A 20,299-nucleotide genomic window follows, 5' to 3' on the forward strand; every position below is an offset into this window, starting at 1 on the left:
ATGCAAATCAAAACCAAAGCAATCGTAATTTCGGCTTTAAAATACCAAGAAAAAAGCTTGATTGTCAAGTGTTTTACGCTTTCGAGTGGTTTAAAAACCTATTTTGTTCGCGATGCTTTTTCGTCCAGAAAATCAAGTCAAAAAATCGCTTATTTTCAACCCTTATCGATTCTTGAAATCGAAGCCGTTCATATAAATAAAGGCACTTTGGAGAATTTTAAAGAAATAAAACTTGCCGTTCCTTTTCAATCCATTCCTACAAATATTGTAAAAAGTACCATTGTATTATTCATTTCCGAAATCTTGCACCATTCCATTCACGAGGAAGAAAAAAATGAATCCTTATTTACCTTTCTCGAAACGGCCTTGTTGTGGTTGGATCATCACGACGAAATTGCTAATTTTCACCTTATATTGTTGCTGGAAACGACCAAATATCTTGGTTTTTATCCTGATGTTTCGGACATTGATATGCCTTTTTTCGAAATGACCGAAGGTGTTTTCACGCCCTTCCACGCCATTAGTTCGCTCACGGAACACGAAAGCAATTTGTTCAAAAAACTCATTGGATTGAAATTTGAAAACGACAAAAAAACATTCCACGTCATTGAAAGACAATTGCTATTGAAAATTTTAATTGACTATTATAGTTTTCATCTCGATGGTTTCAAAAGACCCAAATCAGTGGAGGTTTTAGCCGCTGTTTTTTCTTAAAAATAGTAGCCATAAAGACCCAATATTCGATACTTTTTTTGTTTTAATCGGTTTTTTCAGGAACTATTTCCCTTTCAATAACGCTCATTTGCCTTTGTGCAGTAGTGGTTTTGTGGCCAACAAAAACTCCTAATTCATAACTTCTAATTCATAACTATTTCTTACTTTCGCACCACGATTAAGAAAAGGATAAAATGAGCACAAAATTTACTGAATACAAAGGACTTGACTTACCAACAGTAGCATCAGAAGTACTAGATTTTTGGAAAGAAAAAAACATATTTGAGAAGAGCGTAACCACGCGCGAAGGCAGTACGCCATTCGTTTTTTTTGAAGGTCCGCCTTCGGCAAATGGATTGCCCGGAATTCACCACGTGATGGCGCGTGCGATTAAAGATATTTTTTGCCGATATAAAACTCAAAAAGGATTCCAAGTAAAGCGTAAAGCAGGCTGGGATACCCACGGATTGCCTGTAGAATTAGGTACTGAAGCCGCATTAGGCATTACCAAAGAAGATATAGGAAAAACCATTTCCATAGAAGAATACAACGAAGCCTGCAAGAAAACGGTAATGCGCTACACCGATGTGTGGAACGATTTGACCGAAAAAATGGGGTATTGGGTCGACATGGAAGATCCCTATATTACCTACAAATCCAAGTACATGGAAACCGTTTGGTGGATTTTGAAACAAATCTACAACAAGGATTTGATGTACAAAGGCTACACCATTCAGCCGTATTCGCCAAAAGCAGGAACAGGATTATCGTCACATGAAGTGAACCAACCGGGAAGTTATCGTGATGTAACGGATACCACTATTGTTGCTCAATTCAAAGCATTAAACGAAACTTTGCCGAGTTTTCTTCAAGGTTTTGGTGATATTCATATCTTGGCTTGGACGACAACACCTTGGACTCTGCCTTCCAACACGGCATTGACTGTTGGTCCAAAAATTGATTATGTTGTAGTAGCAACTTTCAATCAATATACTTTTCGACCTGTCAAAGTGATTTTGGCTAAAAACTTGGTTGGAAAACAATTTGGAAAAGGTTTTTTCGCCAGTTCCGAAGCTTCGGATTTTGAAAATTTTAAAAAGGGCGACAAGAAGATTCCCTATCAGATTTTGGCAGAAGCCAAAGGTGCTGATTTAGTTGGAATTCGTTACGAACAATTGATGCCATTGACTTTGCCGTACCAAAATCCAGAAAATGCTTTTAGAGTCATTGCTGGAGATTTTGTAACCACCGAAGACGGAACTGGAATTGTACATACTTCGCCTACATTTGGTGCTGATGATGCCAAAGTGGCCAAAGAAGCCGTTCCAGAAATCCCACCAATGTTGGTTCTTGACGAAAACGGAACACCCGTTCCACTGGTAGATTTACAAGGAAAATTCATTGACGGTTTAGGTAGTTATTCCGGAAAATACGTTAAAAATGAATATTACAACGAGGGAGAAGCACCAGAACGCTCCGCCGATGTGGAAATTGCAATTCAATTAAAGGAAGAAAATAAAGCCTTCAAAGTAGAGAAATACGTCCACAGTTACCCACATTGCTGGAGAACAGATAAGCCTATTTTGTATTATCCTCTGGATTCTTGGTTTATAAAAATTACCGAAGTTCGGGATCGAATGTTCGAATTGAACGAAACCATCAACTGGAAACCAAAAGCCACTGGAGAAGGTCGTTTTGGGAATTGGTTAAAAAATGCCAACGACTGGAATTTATCCCGTTCTCGTTTTTGGGGAATTCCATTGCCAATTTGGAGAACCGAGGATAAACAAGAAGAAATTTTAATTGGTTCGGTAGAAGAATTATACAATGAAATCGAAAAATCTATTGCGGCAGGTTTTCAAACTACAAATCCTTTCAAAGGTTTCGAAATTGGAAACATGAGCGAAGCCAACTATGATTTGATTGATTTGCATAAAAATGTAGTCGATGAAATTACTTTGGTTTCGGCTTCTGGAAAACCAATGCAACGCGAATCGGATTTGATTGACGTTTGGTTTGATTCTGGTTCCATGCCTTATGCACAATGGCATTATCCTTTTGAAAACAAAGACAAAATAGACGAAAATAAAGATTTCCCAGCTGATTTTATTGCCGAAGGTGTGGATCAAACCCGGGGTTGGTTTTATACCTTGCACGCTATTGCCACTTTGGTTTTTGATAAAGTAGCCTATAAAAATGTAGTTTCTAATGGTTTGGTTTTGGACAAAAACGGACAAAAAATGTCCAAACGTTTGGGTAATGCTGCTGATCCATTTGAAACCTTAAATGAATACGGCCCAGATGCCACCCGCTGGTACATGATTTCGAATGCGAATCCTTGGGACAACTTGAAATTTGATTTGGAAGGCATTGCCGAGGTGCGTCGTAAATTCTTTGGAACACTATACAATACCTATTCGTTTTTTAGTTTGTATGCCAATATTGACCAATTTACTTTTGCCGAAGCGGAAATTCCATTACAAGAAAGACCCGAAATTGACCAATGGATTATCTCGGAATTGAATACCTTGGTCAAAGAGGTGGATGGTTTTTATGCGGATTATGAACCAACGAAAGCCACTCGAGCCATATCCGAATTTGTTCAAGAAAACTTGAGCAACTGGTACGTTCGCTTGTGTCGCCGTCGTTTTTGGAAGGGAGAATACGCACAAGATAAAATTGCCGCTTACCAAACATTATACACCTGTTTGTTAACCATAAGCAAACTTGGTGCGCCTGTTGCGCCGTTCTTTATGGACAAACTTTACAGAGACTTAACGCAAACAACACAAACAGAAGAATTTGAGTCGGTACATTTGGCGCAGTTTCCCGTTTCGGTTGAAAACTATGTTAATAAAATGTTAGAGAGCAAAATGCAAAAAGCGCAGACTATTTCATCACTCGTTTTATCGCTTCGAAAAAAGGAAATGATTAAGGTGCGTCAGCCGCTGCAAAAGGTAATGATTCCAGTACTTGACGCCAATCAACGTGCTGAAATTGAAGCTGTTTCAGACCTGATAAAAGCCGAGGTGAACGTGAAGGAAATCGTACTTTTGGACGATGCTTCTGGGATTTTGGTCAAGCAAATAAAACCAAATTTTAAGACATTAGGCCCTCGTTTTGGTAAAGATATGGGATTGATTTCCAAGGAAATACAATCATTTACAGCCGAACAAATCAACCAATTAGACAAGGAAGGAAGCCTGACTGTTGTTATTTCTGGAAATAGTGTAATTTTATCATTAGAAGATGTCGAAATAACATCGCAAGATATCGAAGGTTGGTTAGTTGCTAATTCAAACGGAATCACCGTTGCGTTGGACATCACTATATCGGCAGAATTGAAGGAAGAAGGAATTGCAAGAGAATTGGTCAACCGAATTCAAAATAGTAGAAAAGATGCTGGTTTTGAAGTTACAGACACCATAAACGTATTTTTAGAAAACGAAACCGTGCTAGAAGCCGCTGTTAAAGCCAATGAAGAGTACATAAAATCCGAAACATTGACTGCAACAATCGTTTTTCAAGAAAGCCTTGTAAACGGCGCAATAATTGAATTTGATGCTATCAAAACCAAAATGACAATAACCAAATAACGAACTAACAAGTAATAACTACAAATAATTTTAGGGTATGACAGACGAAATGACACGATACTCGGATGCTGATTTAGCAGAGTTCAAAGAGATAATTATAAACAAAATGCAAAAAGCGCAAGCCGATTTAGACTTGATAAAAAGCGCCTATATGAATGACTTAAACAACGGTACCGATGACACGTCGCCTACGTTTAAAGCCTTTGAGGAGGGAAGCGAAACTATGTCTAAAGAAGCGAACTCGCAACTGGCCATACGTCAAGAAAAGTTCCTTCGCGACTTGAAGAACGCCCTATTCCGTGTAGAAAATAAAACCTACGGTGTGTGCCGAGTAACTGGAAAGTTGATAGGCAAAGAGCGATTAAAAATTGTTCCTCACGCCACTATGAGCATCGAAGCAAAGAACTTGCAACGATAAGCATTAGCCTCAACCTAATAATTAACGCTCCTTTGGGAGCGTTTTTTTTGATTAAATTACTATTTTTGCGCCATCAAAATTTACAAAATGTCATTACGAAAAGCATCCCTCCTTATTTTTATCATTCTACTGGTGGATCAAGTGTCCAAAATATACATCAAAACCCATTTTATTCTAGGCGAAGAAGTACAAGTGTTTGAATGGTTTAAAATCCTTTTTATCGAAAATAAAGGAATGGCTTGGGGCACCGAAATACCAGGGCAATATGGCAAAATAATACTTACTTTTTTTAGAATTTTGGTAGTGCCTTGCATTGGTTATTGGCTTTGGGACACGATTCAAAAAAGAGGCTCTAATTATTTAATACTGGCCATAGCTTTAATTTTTGCAGGAGCCTTGGGGAATATTATTGACTCCGTTTTTTACGGGGTTCTTTTTGACGACAGTCACATTCAAGTGGCGACATTATTTACTGATAAACCTTATGGGACTTGGTTTCATGGTCAAGTAGTCGATTTATTTTACTTCCCTTTTTGGCACGGAATCTTGCCTACTTGGTTGCCTATTTGGGGCGGCAGAGACTTCACTTTTTTTAATGCCATTTTCAATGTTGCCGATATGGCGATTTCTACAGGAGTTGGAATTTTGATTTTTTTCAACAAAAAAGCATTTCATAAAAATTAAAAACTGATTTTTTGGATTGGATTTTGTGAGGCCAAACTTTTAATGTTACAGATAATCAATGCTTTTTTGCTAGCAAAATAGGAATTGTTTCGTCAATTTATTCTTTCCATTAAATTTCTCCTACCCAAACAACTCTTGCGCGACATCTTCAATTTTGGCGACAAGCCTGATTTGGATTCCGGTATTTTTTAAAGCTATTTTGTTGTATTTTGATACAAAAATTGTGGAGAATCCTAATTTTTCGGCTTCTTGAATGCGTTGATCTACTCGGTTTACAGGGCGAATTTCTCCTGACAAACCTACTTCTCCAGCAAAACAATAGCCTTTGGGTACCGAAATGTCTTCGTTCGAGGATAAAATTGCGGCCACAACGGCCAAATCTATCGCAGGATCATCTACGGATATGCCGCCGGTTACGTTCAAGAAAACGTCTTTGGCGCCTAGCCTGAAACCAGCTCTTTTTTCTAAAACGGCCAGAATCATATTGAGCCTTTTGGCATTGTAACCTGTGGTGCTGCGCTGCGGTGTTCCATAAACGGCGGTACTTACGAGCGACTGAATTTCGATCATCAAGGGGCGCATTCCCTCAAGTGTAGAGGCAATGGCTGTTCCTGAAAGCTCTTCGTCTTTGTGGGAAATCAATATTTCGGAGGGGTTCGAAACTTCTCGCAAACCACTGCCTAACATTTCGTAAATACCAATTTCGGCGGTGGAGCCAAAACGGTTTTTTAGCGAACGTAAGATCCGGTATACGTGGTTTCTGTCGCCTTCAAACTGAAGTACGGTGTCGACCATGTGTTCCAGTATTTTGGGGCCAGCAATGGTACCATCCTTGGTAATATGTCCAATTAAAATGACTGGAATGTTGGTTTCTTTGGCAAATTTTATGAGTTCGGCTGTGGTTTCGCGTATTTGCGAAATGCTTCCCGCTGTTGATTCAATATAATCCGTATGCAAGGTTTGAATGGAATCGATAATTACAATTTCGGGAGCAATGGCTTCTATTTGTTTGAAGATGTTTTGGGTTTTCGTTTCGGTAAGAATGTAGCAATTGTCGCCATTGGGCGTGATTCTTTCTGCCCGCATTTTAATTTGTTTTTGGCTTTCTTCGCCCGAAACGTATAATGTTTTGTAGGGTAGTTTTAATGATATTTGGAGCAAAAGCGTACTTTTTCCTATGCCTGGTTCCCCACCCAAAAGGATTAAGGAACCTGGTACGATGCCGCCGCCAAGTACGCGATTGAGTTCGCCATCTGTAGTATCCATCCTAATTTCTTCGGAGGAATCGATTTCATTAATTCGCAATGGTTTTGGGGCTTTGCTGCTGGTGGTGGGTTCGCTTTTCCAAGCTACTTTTTCTTGCTTTTGAATAATTTCCTCGGCAATTGTGTTCCATTCTTTGCAGGAGTTGCATTGTCCTTGCCATTTGGCATATTGTGCACCGCAACTTTGGCAGAAAAAAGTTGTTTTTACCTTGGCCATTACTTTTTGGGAATTAGACTTTTCATATCATCAAATTTGTCCATCATCATGTCTTTGGTCAAGTCACCAATTTCCTCAAGTTGTGAGGCGTTTTGGTATTTTTTGGCAGCTTTTTTGGGATCGCCTGTTTTTTCGTACATCAAGCCCAATTCATATTCGGCAAGCATGGATTTTGGGTAATTTTTATCCGCAATTTGAGCCAATTGATCTAGTTCGTTGTAGGCTTTATTTTTTAGAATTGCCGCTTCAATAGCTTTGAAATCATTGATACGAACGGGAACTTTTAGACTTAAATTTTTAGTTAGAATATCGTATTTGTTTACTAGATAATCAACATAACCTGATGGTAAAACGGCAATTTTATCAGTAAATTCAGCAGAGGAAATGGGTTTGTAGGCATCAAAAATTTGATACAAAGCATTAGGAATGGCATATAAAACCAAGGAATAATGAGAGGCACCTTTGAACAAATCGTATTTGTAGTTGACTACAGGATTAGCAATTGTTTGTATGTTTTCGTCTAGTTTTTTAATGGGTTCTTGGAGTGCTTTGACATCGCCATCAGCGGAGGATAAATAGTAAAAAATAGGCTGTTTAATTGTTTTTAATCGGTCTGGAATTCGGGTTTCCATATCGGGTGCTAGTTCTGGACTTAAGGAAATATAGCCATTAAATATAGAATAGTCTTTGTACAAATAAAAATTCAAAAACCCAGCAGTGGTATCGTGTCCCGCAATAATTCTAAAGGGAGCAACACGGTATTTTTTTTCGATATACGGCAGTAATTCGCCTCCTATAAATTCAAAGAATTTGACGCCTTTTTCGCTAGGAACACCATCAGATTCGTCAAAATGACTGTCTTCTATGCGCTCGTCATTTTTGTTTTGATTGATGGCTACAATTATCGTTTCAGGCAAATCATCCCAATAGGCACCATAATTGAGTGCGCCATAAAAGGGATCAAACAAGTATTCGCCGTCTAATAAAATGAGAATTGGGTATTTTTTGGTAGTGTTTTTTTCGTAGGAAGGCGGAAGCCCAATGGTAATTTCTCGTTTTTCGCCTAATGTAGTAGATTCGAATGTTTCTGTTGTTTTTTGCGAAAAAACAGCAACCGAAAAAAGTAAAAACAATACAAGCTGTTTCATAATTTGGGTAGTTTTAGGGGTAGGATTTTATAAATAAAAGAGCAAGATAGCATTTTATTTGCGTTTTAAAAAAAGCCCAATTACAAAAAGGAGCGTGTAGAATTAAAAGGACAATCTAGGTCAGGGAATTATCCGTTTCATTTGGAAAAATAATCCAGGGTTGAAAAGTTTTGGCTTCTTCAAATTCTAAAGTAGCGTAGGAAATAATGATGATGATGTCGTCTTTTTGAACTTTTCTAGCGGCTGGACCATTCAAAGTTATCGTGCCTGAATTTTTTTCGCCTTTGATGGCGTAAGTCTCAAAACGCTCGCCGTTGTTGATGTTTACGATAGCTACTTTTTCGCCCTCGATGATATTTGAGGCGTCAAGCAACGCTTCGTCAATGGTGATACTTCCTATGTAATTTAAATCGGCACCTGTAACTTTTACACGGTGAATTTTTGATTTTAGAACTTGAATTTGCATAAAAAAAGGAAATTAATGTAATGAAATGGTATCAATCAATCGAATGTTGTTGATAAATACTGCGATAAAAGCGCGGTAATTCTTGGTTTTATTTTTTCTCGCACAAGGCAAAAGTGTGGCTTCATTTGCAATGACAAAATACTCTAAAGTAAAAAGGGGCTGTTTTAAAAAGGCTTTTTTTACCCACTCCCCAACGACTGTGGTACTTTGGGTTTTGAATTTTTCCTTGGCAGTTTTCAAAATAGTGTAAATCACGGCGGCTTCTTGTCTTTCTGTAGGGCTTAACCGCTCGTTGCGAGAGCTCATGGCCAGTTGATTGGCTTCTCTAAAAATGGGGCAACCCACGATGGTTACGGGCAACTTGTTTTTTTCGACAAGTTTTTTTACAATTTGCAATTGTTGGAAATCTTTTTCGCCAAAATAGGCATTTGTAGGTGTTACAATTTCAAAAAGACGTTTGACAATCGTGCCCACACCATTAAAATGTCCGGGTCTAAATTGTCCTTCCATTTGGTTTTCTAGCCCATCAAAATCAAAGGATTGCGACTGGGTATTTCCTTCATAAATATCGGCTACTGTGGGTGCAAATACAATGATTTCAGGACTCAAAGCAGTCATTTTCTCAACATCTTGGTCAAGTGTTCTTGGGTATTTTGCTAGATCTTCGGGATTGTTGAATTGGGTTGGATTTACAAAAATACTTACAACAGTAAATTGATTTTCTTGTAGTGATTTTTGCATTAATGCCAAATGTCCTTGGTGCAAAGCGCCCATAGTAGGAACAAATCCAATAGTGCTTTCAGGAGTCATTATCGATTTTAAGTATTCCCTCAAAGCGACATTTCCAGAAAAAATTTGCATGGCATTATTATTAAAATTAACTGCAAACTTACTATTTTATGTCTATAACTGCATAAATTTTTGTAATTTTGCATGGTTTTTATTGCCATTAAATTAAGTAAAATATACTATGAAAGATAAGAGGATATTATACGTATCATCTGAAGTGGTGCCTTATCTCGCTGAAAATGAGGTCTCTTTAATGTCTTATGACGTGCCCAAAATGATTAATGATCAAGGCGGTCAGATAAGAATTTTCATGCCTAGGTATGGAAATATTAACGAGAGAAGACATCAATTGCATGAAGTGATTCGGCTTTCTGGGATGAATTTGGTGGTAAATGATTTAGATATGCCCCTTATTATTAAGGTAGCTTCGATTCCGAAAGAGCGAATTCAAGTTTATTTTATAGATAACGACGAGTATTTTAAACGGAAAGCCACTTTTGCGGATGAGGATGGGGTAATGTACCCTGACAATGATGAGCGCGCTATTTTCTTTGCAAAAGGAGTGGTCGAAACCGTAAAAAAATTGAATTGGGTGCCTGATATTATTCATGTTCACGGCTGGATGGCTGCGATGTTGCCTATTTACATGAAACATTTCTATAAAAACGAAGCATTATTCTCTGAAACTAAAATCGTTACTTCGGTTTACAGTCAATCTTTTGATGAAACTTTGGATGTTGAAATGATCAATAAAGTAAAATTTGACGGTATTCCTAGTGAGGCAATTGCGGATCTAGCAATTCCTAATTACGAGAATATCATCAAAACAGCCATTCAACATTCGGATGCTGTAATTATGGCTTCGGATGCGTTATCTCCAAGTTTAACAAAATTTATAGAATCTTCAGGAAAACCTTTTTTACCTTTCGTGCCAAAAGATGCATTCGCCGAGGCGTATACTAATTTCTATAAAAACGAGGTTCTTTAAAAATAAACTTTTCCATACAATATGCACACTACTTCTTTTCTTAAGAAAATAATCCTAATAGCTACGGTTGTTCTCTTGTATTCCTGCGATAAAGATTATAATTCAATAGGCGACGGTCTTATAGGCGATAATAATTTTGACCTTTTACAATACACTTCGGCTGTAACGGCTTACAATCAAAAAACAGATCTGGTACAGTCTAATAACCTAGCAATAAATGCTTTAGGAATTTATGACAATCCTAATTTTGGTGAGACAATTGCTAGTTTCAACACACAGTTGACATTGGCTACTCCTATAAGTACCACTTATATTGGTGCAAAACCTTATGTAAGCAGTGTTGTTTTAACCATTCCTTATTATTACGATGCCTCAAAAACGACCACTAGTGCTACTGATGGGAGTCACGAATATACATTAGATTCTATTTATGGTGCTAGCAAAGCGCCTATGAAATTGAGTGTTTATGAGTCAGGTGTTTATATGCCCGCTAAAGAACTTGTTGGTGGTTTTCAAAGTGATAAAGTATTCTATAACGATCAAAATACAGAATTTGATGGTTATAAAGTTTCAAGTCGTTTGAATAATGATGCTAGTGTGGCTCAAAACGATGCTTTTTTCTTTGATCCAGCAGAGCATGTTGTAGTAACCAAAGATTCGATTACAAAAGTCGAAACCACTACACGAACTCCTCCCGGAATGCAATTGAATTTAGATAAAAGTTATTTTAAAACTAAAATCATTGACGGTGCTCTTGCCGGAAAATTAGAAAATGACAACACCTTTAAAGAATATTTCAAAGGATTGTATTTTAAAGTCGAAAAATCAGGGGCTAGCGATGGTAATATGGCCATGTTGAACTTTAAAGCGGGAAAAATCACAGTGAATTACAATGAAGATTTGTCTACGACAACTAGTGGGGTAACAACTGTAACGAGAGTCAAAAAAAGTATTGTACTTAATTTGACTGGAAATTGTGTTAGTTTATTGAATCAAACCAAAACAAGTGCTGCTTACACAACGGCAATGACTACTGCTAATCCAACTTTGGGAGATGAAAAATTATTTTTGAAAGGTGGAGAAGGATCAGTAGGCGTAATTGAACTTTTTGACAAAAAAGATGTTTTAGGAATTGATGCGCTGGGTAATTTAACAACAGTTCCAAATGGTGTTTCGGACGAATTAGACCAATTGAGGAGTCAATATTTGTTCAAAAAATTATTAATCAACGAAGCCAATCTTGTGTTTCATATTGATGCGGCCACAATGGCTAAAAATAATGAACCACAACGTATTTACCTCTATAATTTGTCCCATAACATTCCTGTTTTAGACTATTATACGGACGCTTCTACGAGTAGCGATGTAAAAAAATCAAAATACAATTTTGGCGGTAATATAACGAGAGAGGCCGTTACTGGTGGTAGGGGATTAACGTATAAATTTAGAATAACAAACCAAATCAAGAATTTAATTCAACATACGGACTCTACCAATGTGAAATTAGGGGTTGTTGTTACCGAAGATATTGCAACAAGTGCTTTTTATAAAGTAAAAACACCGAATGCTTATTTTTCAAAACTTCCAAAAGCAAGTGTCATGAATCCTTTGGGAACGATTCTTTATGGTACAAATTCTTCTGTACCTGAAGATAAAAAATTAAAACTTGAAATCATTTATACTAAACCTAACTAATAAACTAAAGCTATGTGTGGAATTGTTGGATACATCGGTTATAGAGAAGCATATCCTATTGTTATCAAAGGATTAAAACGATTGGAATATAGAGGGTATGATAGCGCTGGGGTGATGTTGTATGATGGTGCCGATATTAAATTGTGCAAGACCAAAGGAAAAGTTTCGGATTTAGAAGAGAAAGCTAGCAAAGAAATGACCACCAATGGAACCATAGGAATTGGGCACACGCGCTGGGCTACACATGGCGTTCCTAATGATGTGAATTCGCATCCACATGTTTCTAATTCTGGGGATTTAGTTATTATTCACAATGGAATTATCGAAAATTACGCTCCTCTTAAGCAAGAATTAATTGCTAGAGGTTATGTTTTTCAATCTGATACCGATACTGAAGTTTTAGTTAATTTAATTGAAGAAATTCAAAAAAAGGAAAAATTAAAACTAGGCAAAGCCGTTCAAACGGCATTAAATTATGTAGTTGGTGCGTATGCCATTGCAGTTTTTGACAAAAAATGCCCTGATGAGTTGGTTGCCGCTCGATTAGGAAGTCCCTTGGCTATAGGGGTTGGCGAAGGCGAATTTTTTATCGCCTCGGATGCCTCTCCATTCATTGAATATACTTCGAATGCGGTCTATCTTGAAGATGGTGAAATGGCCAATATTAGGTTGCACAAACCAATGAAAGTTAGAAAAATTAAAGACGATTCCGAGGTAGATCCTTATATTCAAGAGCTTCAAATGAACTTGGAGCAAATTGAAAAAGGAGGTTACGATCACTTTATGCTAAAAGAGATTTATGAGCAACCAAGCGTTATTAAAGACACCTACAGAGGAAGACTGCATGCCAATGAGGGGATTATCCAAATGGCAGGAGTTGAAGATAATTTAGAAAAATTCTTGAATGCCGACCGCATTATCATTGTGGCCTGCGGTACTTCTTGGCACGCTGGTTTGGTTGCCGAATATATCTTTGAAGAGTTTGCTAGAATTCCAGTTGAGGTAGAATATGCCTCTGAATTTAGATACAGAAACCCAATTATCAACAGTAAAGACGTAGTAATTGCCATATCTCAATCAGGCGAAACGGCTGATACGATGGCGGCAATTAAGTTGGCCAAAGAACACGGTGCTTTTGTTTTTGGGGTGTGTAATGTTGTGGGTTCGTCTATTTCTAGAGAATCTCATGCGGGTGCTTATACACATGCTGGACCAGAAATTGGCGTAGCATCGACTAAAGCATTTACCACACAAATTACGGTTTTGACCATGATAGCATTGCGTTTGGCAAAAGCAAAAGGAACATTATCAAATTCTGATTTCCACATGTATTTGCAAGAATTAGAAATAATTCCCGAAAAAGTAAGAGAAGCATTAGAAACTAATGAACGTGCCAAAGAAATTGCGGCTACCTTTAAAGATGCGCCTAATTGTTTGTATTTAGGTCGTGGCTATAATTTTCCGGTTGCTTTAGAAGGCGCTTTGAAATTAAAAGAAATATCTTATATTCACGCCGAAGGCTATCCAGCTGCCGAGATGAAACACGGGCCTATAGCTTTGATTGATGATCAAATGCCAGTGGTTGTCATTGCTCCAAAACAAGGACATTACGACAAAATTGTGAGTAATATTCAAGAAATAAAATCTCGAAGCGGGCGTATAATTGCCGTAGTGACCAAAGGCGATACTCAAGTGCGTGAATTAGCAGATTATGTCATTGAAATTCCAGAAACATCCGATGCGTTATCGCCATTAATTACTACAATTCCATTGCAATTATTATCGTATCACATCGCTGTTATGAGAGGATGTAATGTGGATCAGCCCCGAAATTTAGCAAAATCAGTAACGGTGGAATAATATTTTTACCGCTTCATTTTAATACCATTTCAAAACCTCGAAAGAACATTTTCGAGGTTTTTTTGTAAAATAAATTTGTAAGGGATAGCGTATGGAATAGAATTACAGTATCGTCAATAAAATGCTTTTTTATTGATTATTTCATTTTTATTAAATAAGTATAAAAAATGATTTTTGAATACCATAAATTCAATTTTATTATGCGTGCATACTGTTATTGTGTATTTTCGTCTAAATTTTGTGTTAAAAATAAAAAATATTGAATATTTAATAATCTAATTTGCTTCAAAAACATTGATAAAAAATATATTTTTCAAACGCTTTTTTATTAATATCAAAAATATTTTTACATTTACCTCATAAACCAACTAATATTAAACCAATGAGAGTGTATTTACTTTTTTTGTCATTGTTTTTTTGCAGCATAACCTTTGCTCAAAATTCAATTTCAGGTACTGTTACTGACGGTAACAACCAGCCTATTCCAGGCGCAAATATCAAAGTGGTAGGCGACGCTGCTACTACTGTGAGTGATATTGATGGAAAATTTACGTTAAGTTTAACCAAGACATTACCACTTACGCTTGAAATTACAAGTGTAGGATTTGGTTCTCAAAAAGTAAACGTAAAATCAAGTAATCAAAAAGTAAATGTAAAGTTGACTGATGAGGAAACCAAGCTTAATGAAGTGGTTGTATCGGCTTCGAGAACTCCCGAAAGAGTTTTGGAATCGCCAGTTACCATTGAAAGAATGGGAATTGCCGAAATCAAGAAATCAGCTTCCCCAAGTTTTTATGATGGACTAGAAAACTTAAAAGAAGTCCAAATGAATACCAGTAGTTTGAGTTTTAAATCCATCAACACTCGTGGTTTTGCAACGGTTGCGAACACTCGTTTTATGCAATTGGTGGACGGTATGGACAACTCTTCGCCTTTGTTGAATTTTGTTTTAGGAAACATGATTGGTGTTTCGGAAATTGATGTTCAAAGCGTGGAGTTATTGCCAGGAGCGTCTTCGGCTTTATATGGAGCCAATGCTTTTAACGGAATTTTATTCATGAACAGCAAAAGCCCTTTTACAAGCCCTGGTATTACCGCTTATGCAAAATATGGACAAACAAGCCAAAAAGCCGCAGGATCAAACGATTACATAGATTACGGGATACGTATGGCAGCGGTTTTTAGTCCAAAATTAGCGGGTAAAGTTAATTTTACCTACATGCGAGGAACGGATTGGTATGCAACTAATTATGATGACAAAACAGTAGCAGGACGCGATAGAAGCCATGTCAACTATGATGGTATCAACGTATATGGAGATGAGGTTTCTACCAATCTTAAAGGAGTTGGACAATCATTAGCATCATTGGGTTTGATACCTGCGGGAGCTGTTAATTTATTGCCTAATTATAATGTGAGTAGAACAGGATACAATGAGGTAGATTTAACTGACAATAAAGCAAGTAATACCAAAATTGATTTCTCCCTTCACTACCGTCCTTTTGGCAACGAAAATGTAGAAGTGATTTGGCAAAGTAAATTTGGTTTTGGTAACGCAGTCTACCAAGGAGCAAATCGCTATTATTTGAACAACTTTTTTATGCAACAACATAAATTAGAGATTAAAGGTAAAAATTTCTTTGTAAGAGGGTATACAACCACTGAAGATGGCGGAAAATCATACGACATGCTTTTTACAGGGATTAATATCAACAGAAAATGGAAAGACGATAAAACTTGGTTTGGTCAATATGCAGGAGCTTATATTCAATCTACATTGGCGGGTATGACTCCAGAAAATGCGCATATTATAGCAAGAAACACAGCAGATACAGGACGTTTTTTACCTGGAAGTGCAGAGTTCAAAAATGCGTTTAACCAAGTGACTACAGAAGCCAGTGTGCTTACGGGTTCAAAATTGGTTGATAATTCCAAAATTTACCATTCAGACGCTAATTATAATTTCAAAGACCTGATTAAATTTGCCGAAATTCAAGTAGGAGGTTCTTATAGATTGTATGAATTGAATTCACACGGAAGAATTTATACCGATGCTAATGGTCCAATAAATTATAATGAATACGGTGCTTACACGCAGTTGACCAAAAAATTCATGGACGATAGATTGAAATTTACAGGATCTATTCGTTATGACAAATCCAAAAACTTTGATGGTAACTTTTCGCCAAGAGTATCTTTTGTTTACTCTGGAGGAGAAAGTAGAAAACACAATTTCAGAACCTCTTTTCAAACAGGTTTCAGAAACCCATCAACACAAGATCAATACATAGGTTTCAATGTAGGAAGTGCTATCTTATTAGGTTCAGCTCCTGATAATTTAACTAGATTTAGTGAGACTTTGCCTGTTTCAACCGCAGTTGGTCAAGCTTTGGCAGGAGGAACATCCGTAACTATTACAGGCTTAAATGCGTATAATAATTCATATACGGCATCATCAGTTGGAGCATTTAGTGCTTTGGCAGGAAGTAATCCTATTGCGGCTTCAGCATTGTTACGAAAAACAAACATCAACTTTGTTAAACCAGAACAAGTAAAAGCTTTTGAGGTAGGATACCGCTCTTTTATAGATGGCGTATCAGTTGATATTAATGGGTATTACAATATTTATAATGATTTTATTGGAAATCTAAATGTAGTGGCACCTTTGTATGGTAAAACACAAGATGCTCCAAATCCTTTGGCTGGTGCAGCTGATGGTGGCGCACAAACGTTGCATGCTTTGCAAACAGGAAACTACAGAGCGTTTCAACTGTATACCAATACGGATGTTGAAATCAAATCACTTGGTTTTGGTTTAGGTCTTTCGAAAAAAGTGTACAAAGATTTTGAAGTAGGTGTAAACTATAATTATGCCGAATTTAATTTTGATCAAGCCAAAGACCCAAGTTTTGAAGCAGGATTCAATACTCCTAAACACAGAGTAAAAGCCTCGTTTGGAAACGAAAAATTGTTACCAAATTTTGGTTTCAATGTAAGCGCAAGATGGAACAGTGAATACCTGTGGCAGTCATCAATGGTAGATGGAATGGTTGATGCCGCTACAGTAGTAGATGCTCAAATAAACTACAACCTTCCAAAATTGAAATCGACATTAAAAATAGGTGCTGCAAACATTGGCGGAAAAGAATATGCTCAAGTACTTGGTGCAGGTTTAATTGGGCAACAGTATTTTGCTTCTTGGACTATCAATCCGTAATTGAGTCAATAATTAAAAAAAAATAAAAATGATAAAAAATTTCAAATGGCTACTACTAGTTTCTTTAAGCTTTGTAGCATGTAATAACGATGATAATACTGCGGTTGTAGAAGAGCCAGTATCACCAGGAACGGCAGTTTTTACTAAATATGTTGCTTTGGGAGATTCATTTGCTGCAGGATATAGTGATGGAGCACTTTTCAAAAAAGGGCAGGACGGATCTTATGCTGCGATATTAGCACAACAATTTGCCGAAGCCGGTGGAGGAGAGTTCAAAACACCGTATATGGCTGACAATTTAGGCGGTTTGTTGTTGGGCGGAAATGTAATTGCAGGAACACGTTTGTATTTTAACGGATCAGCTCCAGTAGCAGTAGCAGGAAAACCAACTACCGAAGTGACTACAAAAATCACAGGTCCTTTTAACAACCTAGGTGTACCAGGAGCCAAAAGTTACCATCTTGTTGCGCCAGGATATGGCAATGTAGCAGGAGTAGCTATAGGGAAAGCCAATCCGTATTATGCTCGTTTTGCAACCTCTGCAACCACTACTGTTCTAGCCGATGCCTTGGCGCAAAGCCCAACCTTTTTCTCTTTATGGATAGGAGGGAATGATGTTTTAGGTTATGCAACTTCTGGTGGAATTGGTGTAAACCAAACAGGAAATTTAAATCCAGCTACTTATGGTGGAAATGACATTACAGATCCTAACGTTTTTGCAAGTGTGTATGCTAGTTTAGTGACCAATTTGACAGCCAATGGTGCCAAAGGAGTGGTGGCCAACCTTCCTTACGTAACAGGATTACCTTATTTCACAACCGTTCCTTATAATCCAGTACCGTTAACTGCGGCAGTTGCTACGCAATTAAATGCAGGGTATGCTAAATACAATGGAGGACTATTATTTGCGGCTTCAAAAGGGTTAATTACCGCTGCCGAAGCTACCAAGAGAACCATAACTTTTGCAGCAGGCGCAAATGCTGTTGTGATTGAAGATAGTTATTTGACCAATTTAGCCGCTTACGGTATCCCATCGTATAGACAAGCAACCAATGAGGATTTAATGGTATTGACCTCTAGAACTGTTATTGGTACTGCAGTAGGAGGAGACCCAACCAAAGTAAATGGTGTTTCGGTGCCCTTGGCAGACCAATGGGTTTTGACCAAAGACGAAATTGCCGAAGTAAAAGCAGCTACAGATGCTTACAATGTTACCATAAAAGCAATCGCTGACTCAAAAGGATTGGCTTTTGTAGATACAAAAGCCATGATGGCACAATTATCTACAGGAGGAATCGTGCAAAACAGCTTTACGCTAACATCAACCTATGTTACGGGTGGTGCTTTTTCTTTAGACGGTGTGCATCCTAGTCCTAGAGGATATGCCTTAATAGCCAATGCTTTTACAGCGGCAATCAATGCAAAATACACTTCAACGTTGAAAAATGTTGATTTAGGTTTGTATCGCATTTTATACCCAGCCACTTTAGAATAAAAAATTTAGATCACAAGAATAAGCCACCCGTTTCATTACGTGGTGGTTTTTTTGTTTTCAAAAAATTCTACTTTATCAACGGTTTAGAAAGCGTTTATAAACAATTCTTTAAAATTATTCTATTTTTTATAAAAAAAATTATTGATTTTATATTTTAAAAAATTATCTTTGCACTCTTAAAAAAGAGGTATTTTCAATAAACCTAAATAGCTATTTAATAAACACATAAGTAATGTCAAAAGTAATAGGAAAAGTTGCCCAAATCATTGGACCAGTAGTTGATGTAGTTTTCAACGGTAAAGATGTTGAACTTCCAAAAATTTATGATTCACTAGAAATCACAAGAAAAGACGGTACTTTATTGGTACTTGAAGTACAATCTCACATTGGTGAAAACACCGTTCGTACCATTTCGATGGACTCAACAGATGGTTTGAGTAGAGGTTATGAAGTAGTTGGAACAGGAAATCCTATCCAAATGCCAATTGGTCCAGACGTTTACGGTCGTTTATTCAACGTAATCGGAGATGCTATCGATGGTTTAGGTGAATTACCAAAAACAGGCGCTAACGGAATGTCTATTCATCGTCAAGCACCCAGATTCGAAGACTTATCTACTTCATCCGAAGTGTTGTTCACAGGTATTAAAGTAATCGATTTGATTGAGCCTTACTCAAAAGGAGGTAAAATTGGATTGTTTGGTGGTGCTGGTGTAGGTAAAACAGTTTTGATTCAAGAGTTGATCAACAATATTGCAAAAGGGCACGGCGGACTATCTGTATTCGCAGGAGTAGGAGAGCGTACTCGTGAAGGAAATGACTTGCTTCGTGAGATGTTAGAGTCAGGAATTATAAAATATGGTGACGAATTCATGCACTCTATGGAAAATGGAGGATGGGATTTGTCTAAAGTAGATATGCCAGGAATGAGAGAGTCAAAAGCTACTTTCGTTTTCGGTCAAATGAATGAGCCTCCAGGAGCTCGTGCTCGTGTAGCACTTTCTGGATTGTCTATTGCGGAATACTTCCGTGATGGAGCAGGAACAGATCAAGGAAAAGACGTATTGTTTTTTGTGGATAATATTTTCCGTTTTACACAAGCAGGTTCAGAGGTATCGGCTCTTTTGGGTCGTATGCCATCTGCAGTGGGGTATCAACCAACATTGGCTACCGAAATGGGTGCGATGCAAGAGCGTATCACATCTACAAACAAAGGTTCTATTACATCGGTACAAGCGGTTTATGTTCCTGCGGATGATTTAACGGATCCAGCTCCAGCAACAACTTTTGCTCACCTTGATGCAACAACAGTATTGTCTCGTAAAATTGCCGAGTTGGGTATTTATCCAGCGGTTGATCCATTAGACTCTACTTCTAGAATTTTGACACCGCAAATTATTGGTGATGATCACTATAACTGTGCACAAAGAGTAAAAGAAATTCTTCAAAAATACAAACAATTGCAAGATATTATTGCGATTCTAGGTATGGAAGAACTTTCGGAAGAAGATAAATTATCAGTTTCAAGAGCACGTCGTGTACAACGTTTCTTGTCTCAACCTTTCCACGTAGCGGAGCAGTTTACAGGATTAAAAGGAGTTTTGGTAGATATTAAAGATACCATCAAAGGATTTAACATGATTATTGATGGGGAATTAGACCATTTGCCAGAATCCGCTTTTAACCTTAAAGGAACTATTGAAGACGCTATTGAAGCTGGAGAAAAAATGTTGGCAGAAGCTTAAAAA

The 20,299-nt window shown here is 37.4% G+C and carries 14 protein-coding genes; 10 read left to right on the forward strand and 4 right to left on the reverse strand.

Translation table 11 applies throughout. From position 1 onward, the window contains the following. From recO to FNW21_RS06920, 4 genes are all read left to right on the forward strand, one after another. Complete coding sequence (gene recO, locus FNW21_RS06905) at positions 1 to 714, forward strand: DNA repair protein RecO (protein WP_144256012.1); 714 nt, start codon at positions 1 to 3, stop codon at positions 712 to 714. A gap of 194 nt (positions 715 to 908) precedes the next feature. Beyond that, complete coding sequence (gene ileS, locus FNW21_RS06910; RefSeq protein WP_144256013.1) at positions 909 to 4,310, forward strand: isoleucine--tRNA ligase; 3,402 nt, start codon at positions 909 to 911, stop codon at positions 4,308 to 4,310. A gap of 37 nt (positions 4,311 to 4,347) precedes the next feature. Further along, positions 4,348 to 4,728 carry a TraR/DksA family transcriptional regulator gene (locus FNW21_RS06915; RefSeq protein ID WP_144256014.1) on the forward strand — a complete coding sequence of 127 codons (381 nt, stop codon included), beginning with the start codon at positions 4,348 to 4,350 and terminating at the stop codon, positions 4,726 to 4,728. Positions 4,729 to 4,815: 87 nt separating this feature from the next. After that, positions 4,816 to 5,412 carry a lipoprotein signal peptidase gene (locus FNW21_RS06920; RefSeq protein WP_144256015.1) on the forward strand — a complete coding sequence of 199 codons (597 nt, stop codon included), beginning with the start codon at positions 4,816 to 4,818 and terminating at the stop codon, positions 5,410 to 5,412. 120 nt (positions 5,413 to 5,532) lie between these two features. On the opposite strand, the gene radA is transcribed toward FNW21_RS06920, so the two are convergent. The 4 genes from radA to panC all read right to left on the reverse strand — a co-directional run bounded on the left by radA (position 5,533) and on the right by panC (position 9,369). Next, on the reverse strand, positions 5,533 to 6,894 hold the full coding sequence (gene radA, locus FNW21_RS06925) for a DNA repair protein RadA (protein WP_144256016.1): 1,362 nt from the start codon (positions 6,892 to 6,894) through the stop codon (positions 5,533 to 5,535). Beyond that, complete coding sequence (locus FNW21_RS06930) at positions 6,894 to 8,042, reverse strand: alpha/beta hydrolase (RefSeq protein WP_235889599.1); 1,149 nt, start codon at positions 8,040 to 8,042, stop codon at positions 6,894 to 6,896. Before FNW21_RS06930 ends, radA begins: the two co-directional genes overlap by 1 nt. Positions 8,043 to 8,157: 115 nt before the next feature. Continuing rightward, positions 8,158 to 8,508: an aspartate 1-decarboxylase gene (panD, locus tag FNW21_RS06935; protein ID WP_144256018.1), complete on the reverse strand. Its 351-nt coding sequence runs from the start codon at positions 8,506 to 8,508 to the stop codon at positions 8,158 to 8,160. A 12-nt stretch (positions 8,509 to 8,520) separates the two neighbouring features. Continuing rightward, a complete protein-coding gene (gene panC / locus FNW21_RS06940; protein WP_144256019.1) occupies positions 8,521 to 9,369 on the reverse strand; it encodes a pantoate--beta-alanine ligase in 849 nt (282 codons plus the stop codon). A 109-nt stretch (positions 9,370 to 9,478) separates the two neighbouring features. On the opposite strand from panC, the gene FNW21_RS06945 reads away from it, so the two are divergent. From FNW21_RS06945 to atpD, 6 genes are all read left to right on the forward strand, one after another. Beyond that, positions 9,479 to 10,285, forward strand: a complete 807-nt coding sequence (locus tag FNW21_RS06945) for a glycogen/starch synthase (protein WP_144256020.1) — start codon at positions 9,479 to 9,481, stop codon at positions 10,283 to 10,285. A 21-nt stretch (positions 10,286 to 10,306) separates the two neighbouring features. Then, positions 10,307 to 11,980, forward strand: coding sequence for a DUF4270 domain-containing protein (locus tag FNW21_RS06950; protein ID WP_144256021.1), 1,674 nt, complete (start codon positions 10,307 to 10,309; stop codon positions 11,978 to 11,980). 12 nt (positions 11,981 to 11,992) lie between these two features. Beyond that, positions 11,993 to 13,840, forward strand: a complete 1,848-nt coding sequence (gene glmS, locus FNW21_RS06955) for a glutamine--fructose-6-phosphate transaminase (isomerizing) (protein WP_144256022.1) — start codon at positions 11,993 to 11,995, stop codon at positions 13,838 to 13,840. A gap of 382 nt (positions 13,841 to 14,222) precedes the next feature. Further along, a complete protein-coding gene (locus tag FNW21_RS06960) occupies positions 14,223 to 17,057 on the forward strand; it encodes a TonB-dependent receptor domain-containing protein (RefSeq protein ID WP_144256023.1) in 2,835 nt (944 codons plus the stop codon). Positions 17,058 to 17,085: 28 nt separating this feature from the next. Further along, the gene (locus tag FNW21_RS06965; protein WP_144256024.1) at positions 17,086 to 18,552 is read left to right on the forward strand and encodes an SGNH/GDSL hydrolase family protein; all 1,467 of its coding nucleotides are present in this window, start codon (positions 17,086 to 17,088) and stop codon (positions 18,550 to 18,552) included. 232 nt (positions 18,553 to 18,784) lie between these two features. Further along, a complete protein-coding gene (gene atpD, locus FNW21_RS06970; protein WP_144256025.1) occupies positions 18,785 to 20,296 on the forward strand; it encodes a F0F1 ATP synthase subunit beta in 1,512 nt (503 codons plus the stop codon). Positions 20,297 to 20,299: the final 3 nt, after the last annotated feature.

Source organism: Flavobacterium restrictum (genome assembly GCF_007097245.1).
Classification (GTDB): domain Bacteria; phylum Bacteroidota; class Bacteroidia; order Flavobacteriales; family Flavobacteriaceae; genus Flavobacterium; species Flavobacterium restrictum.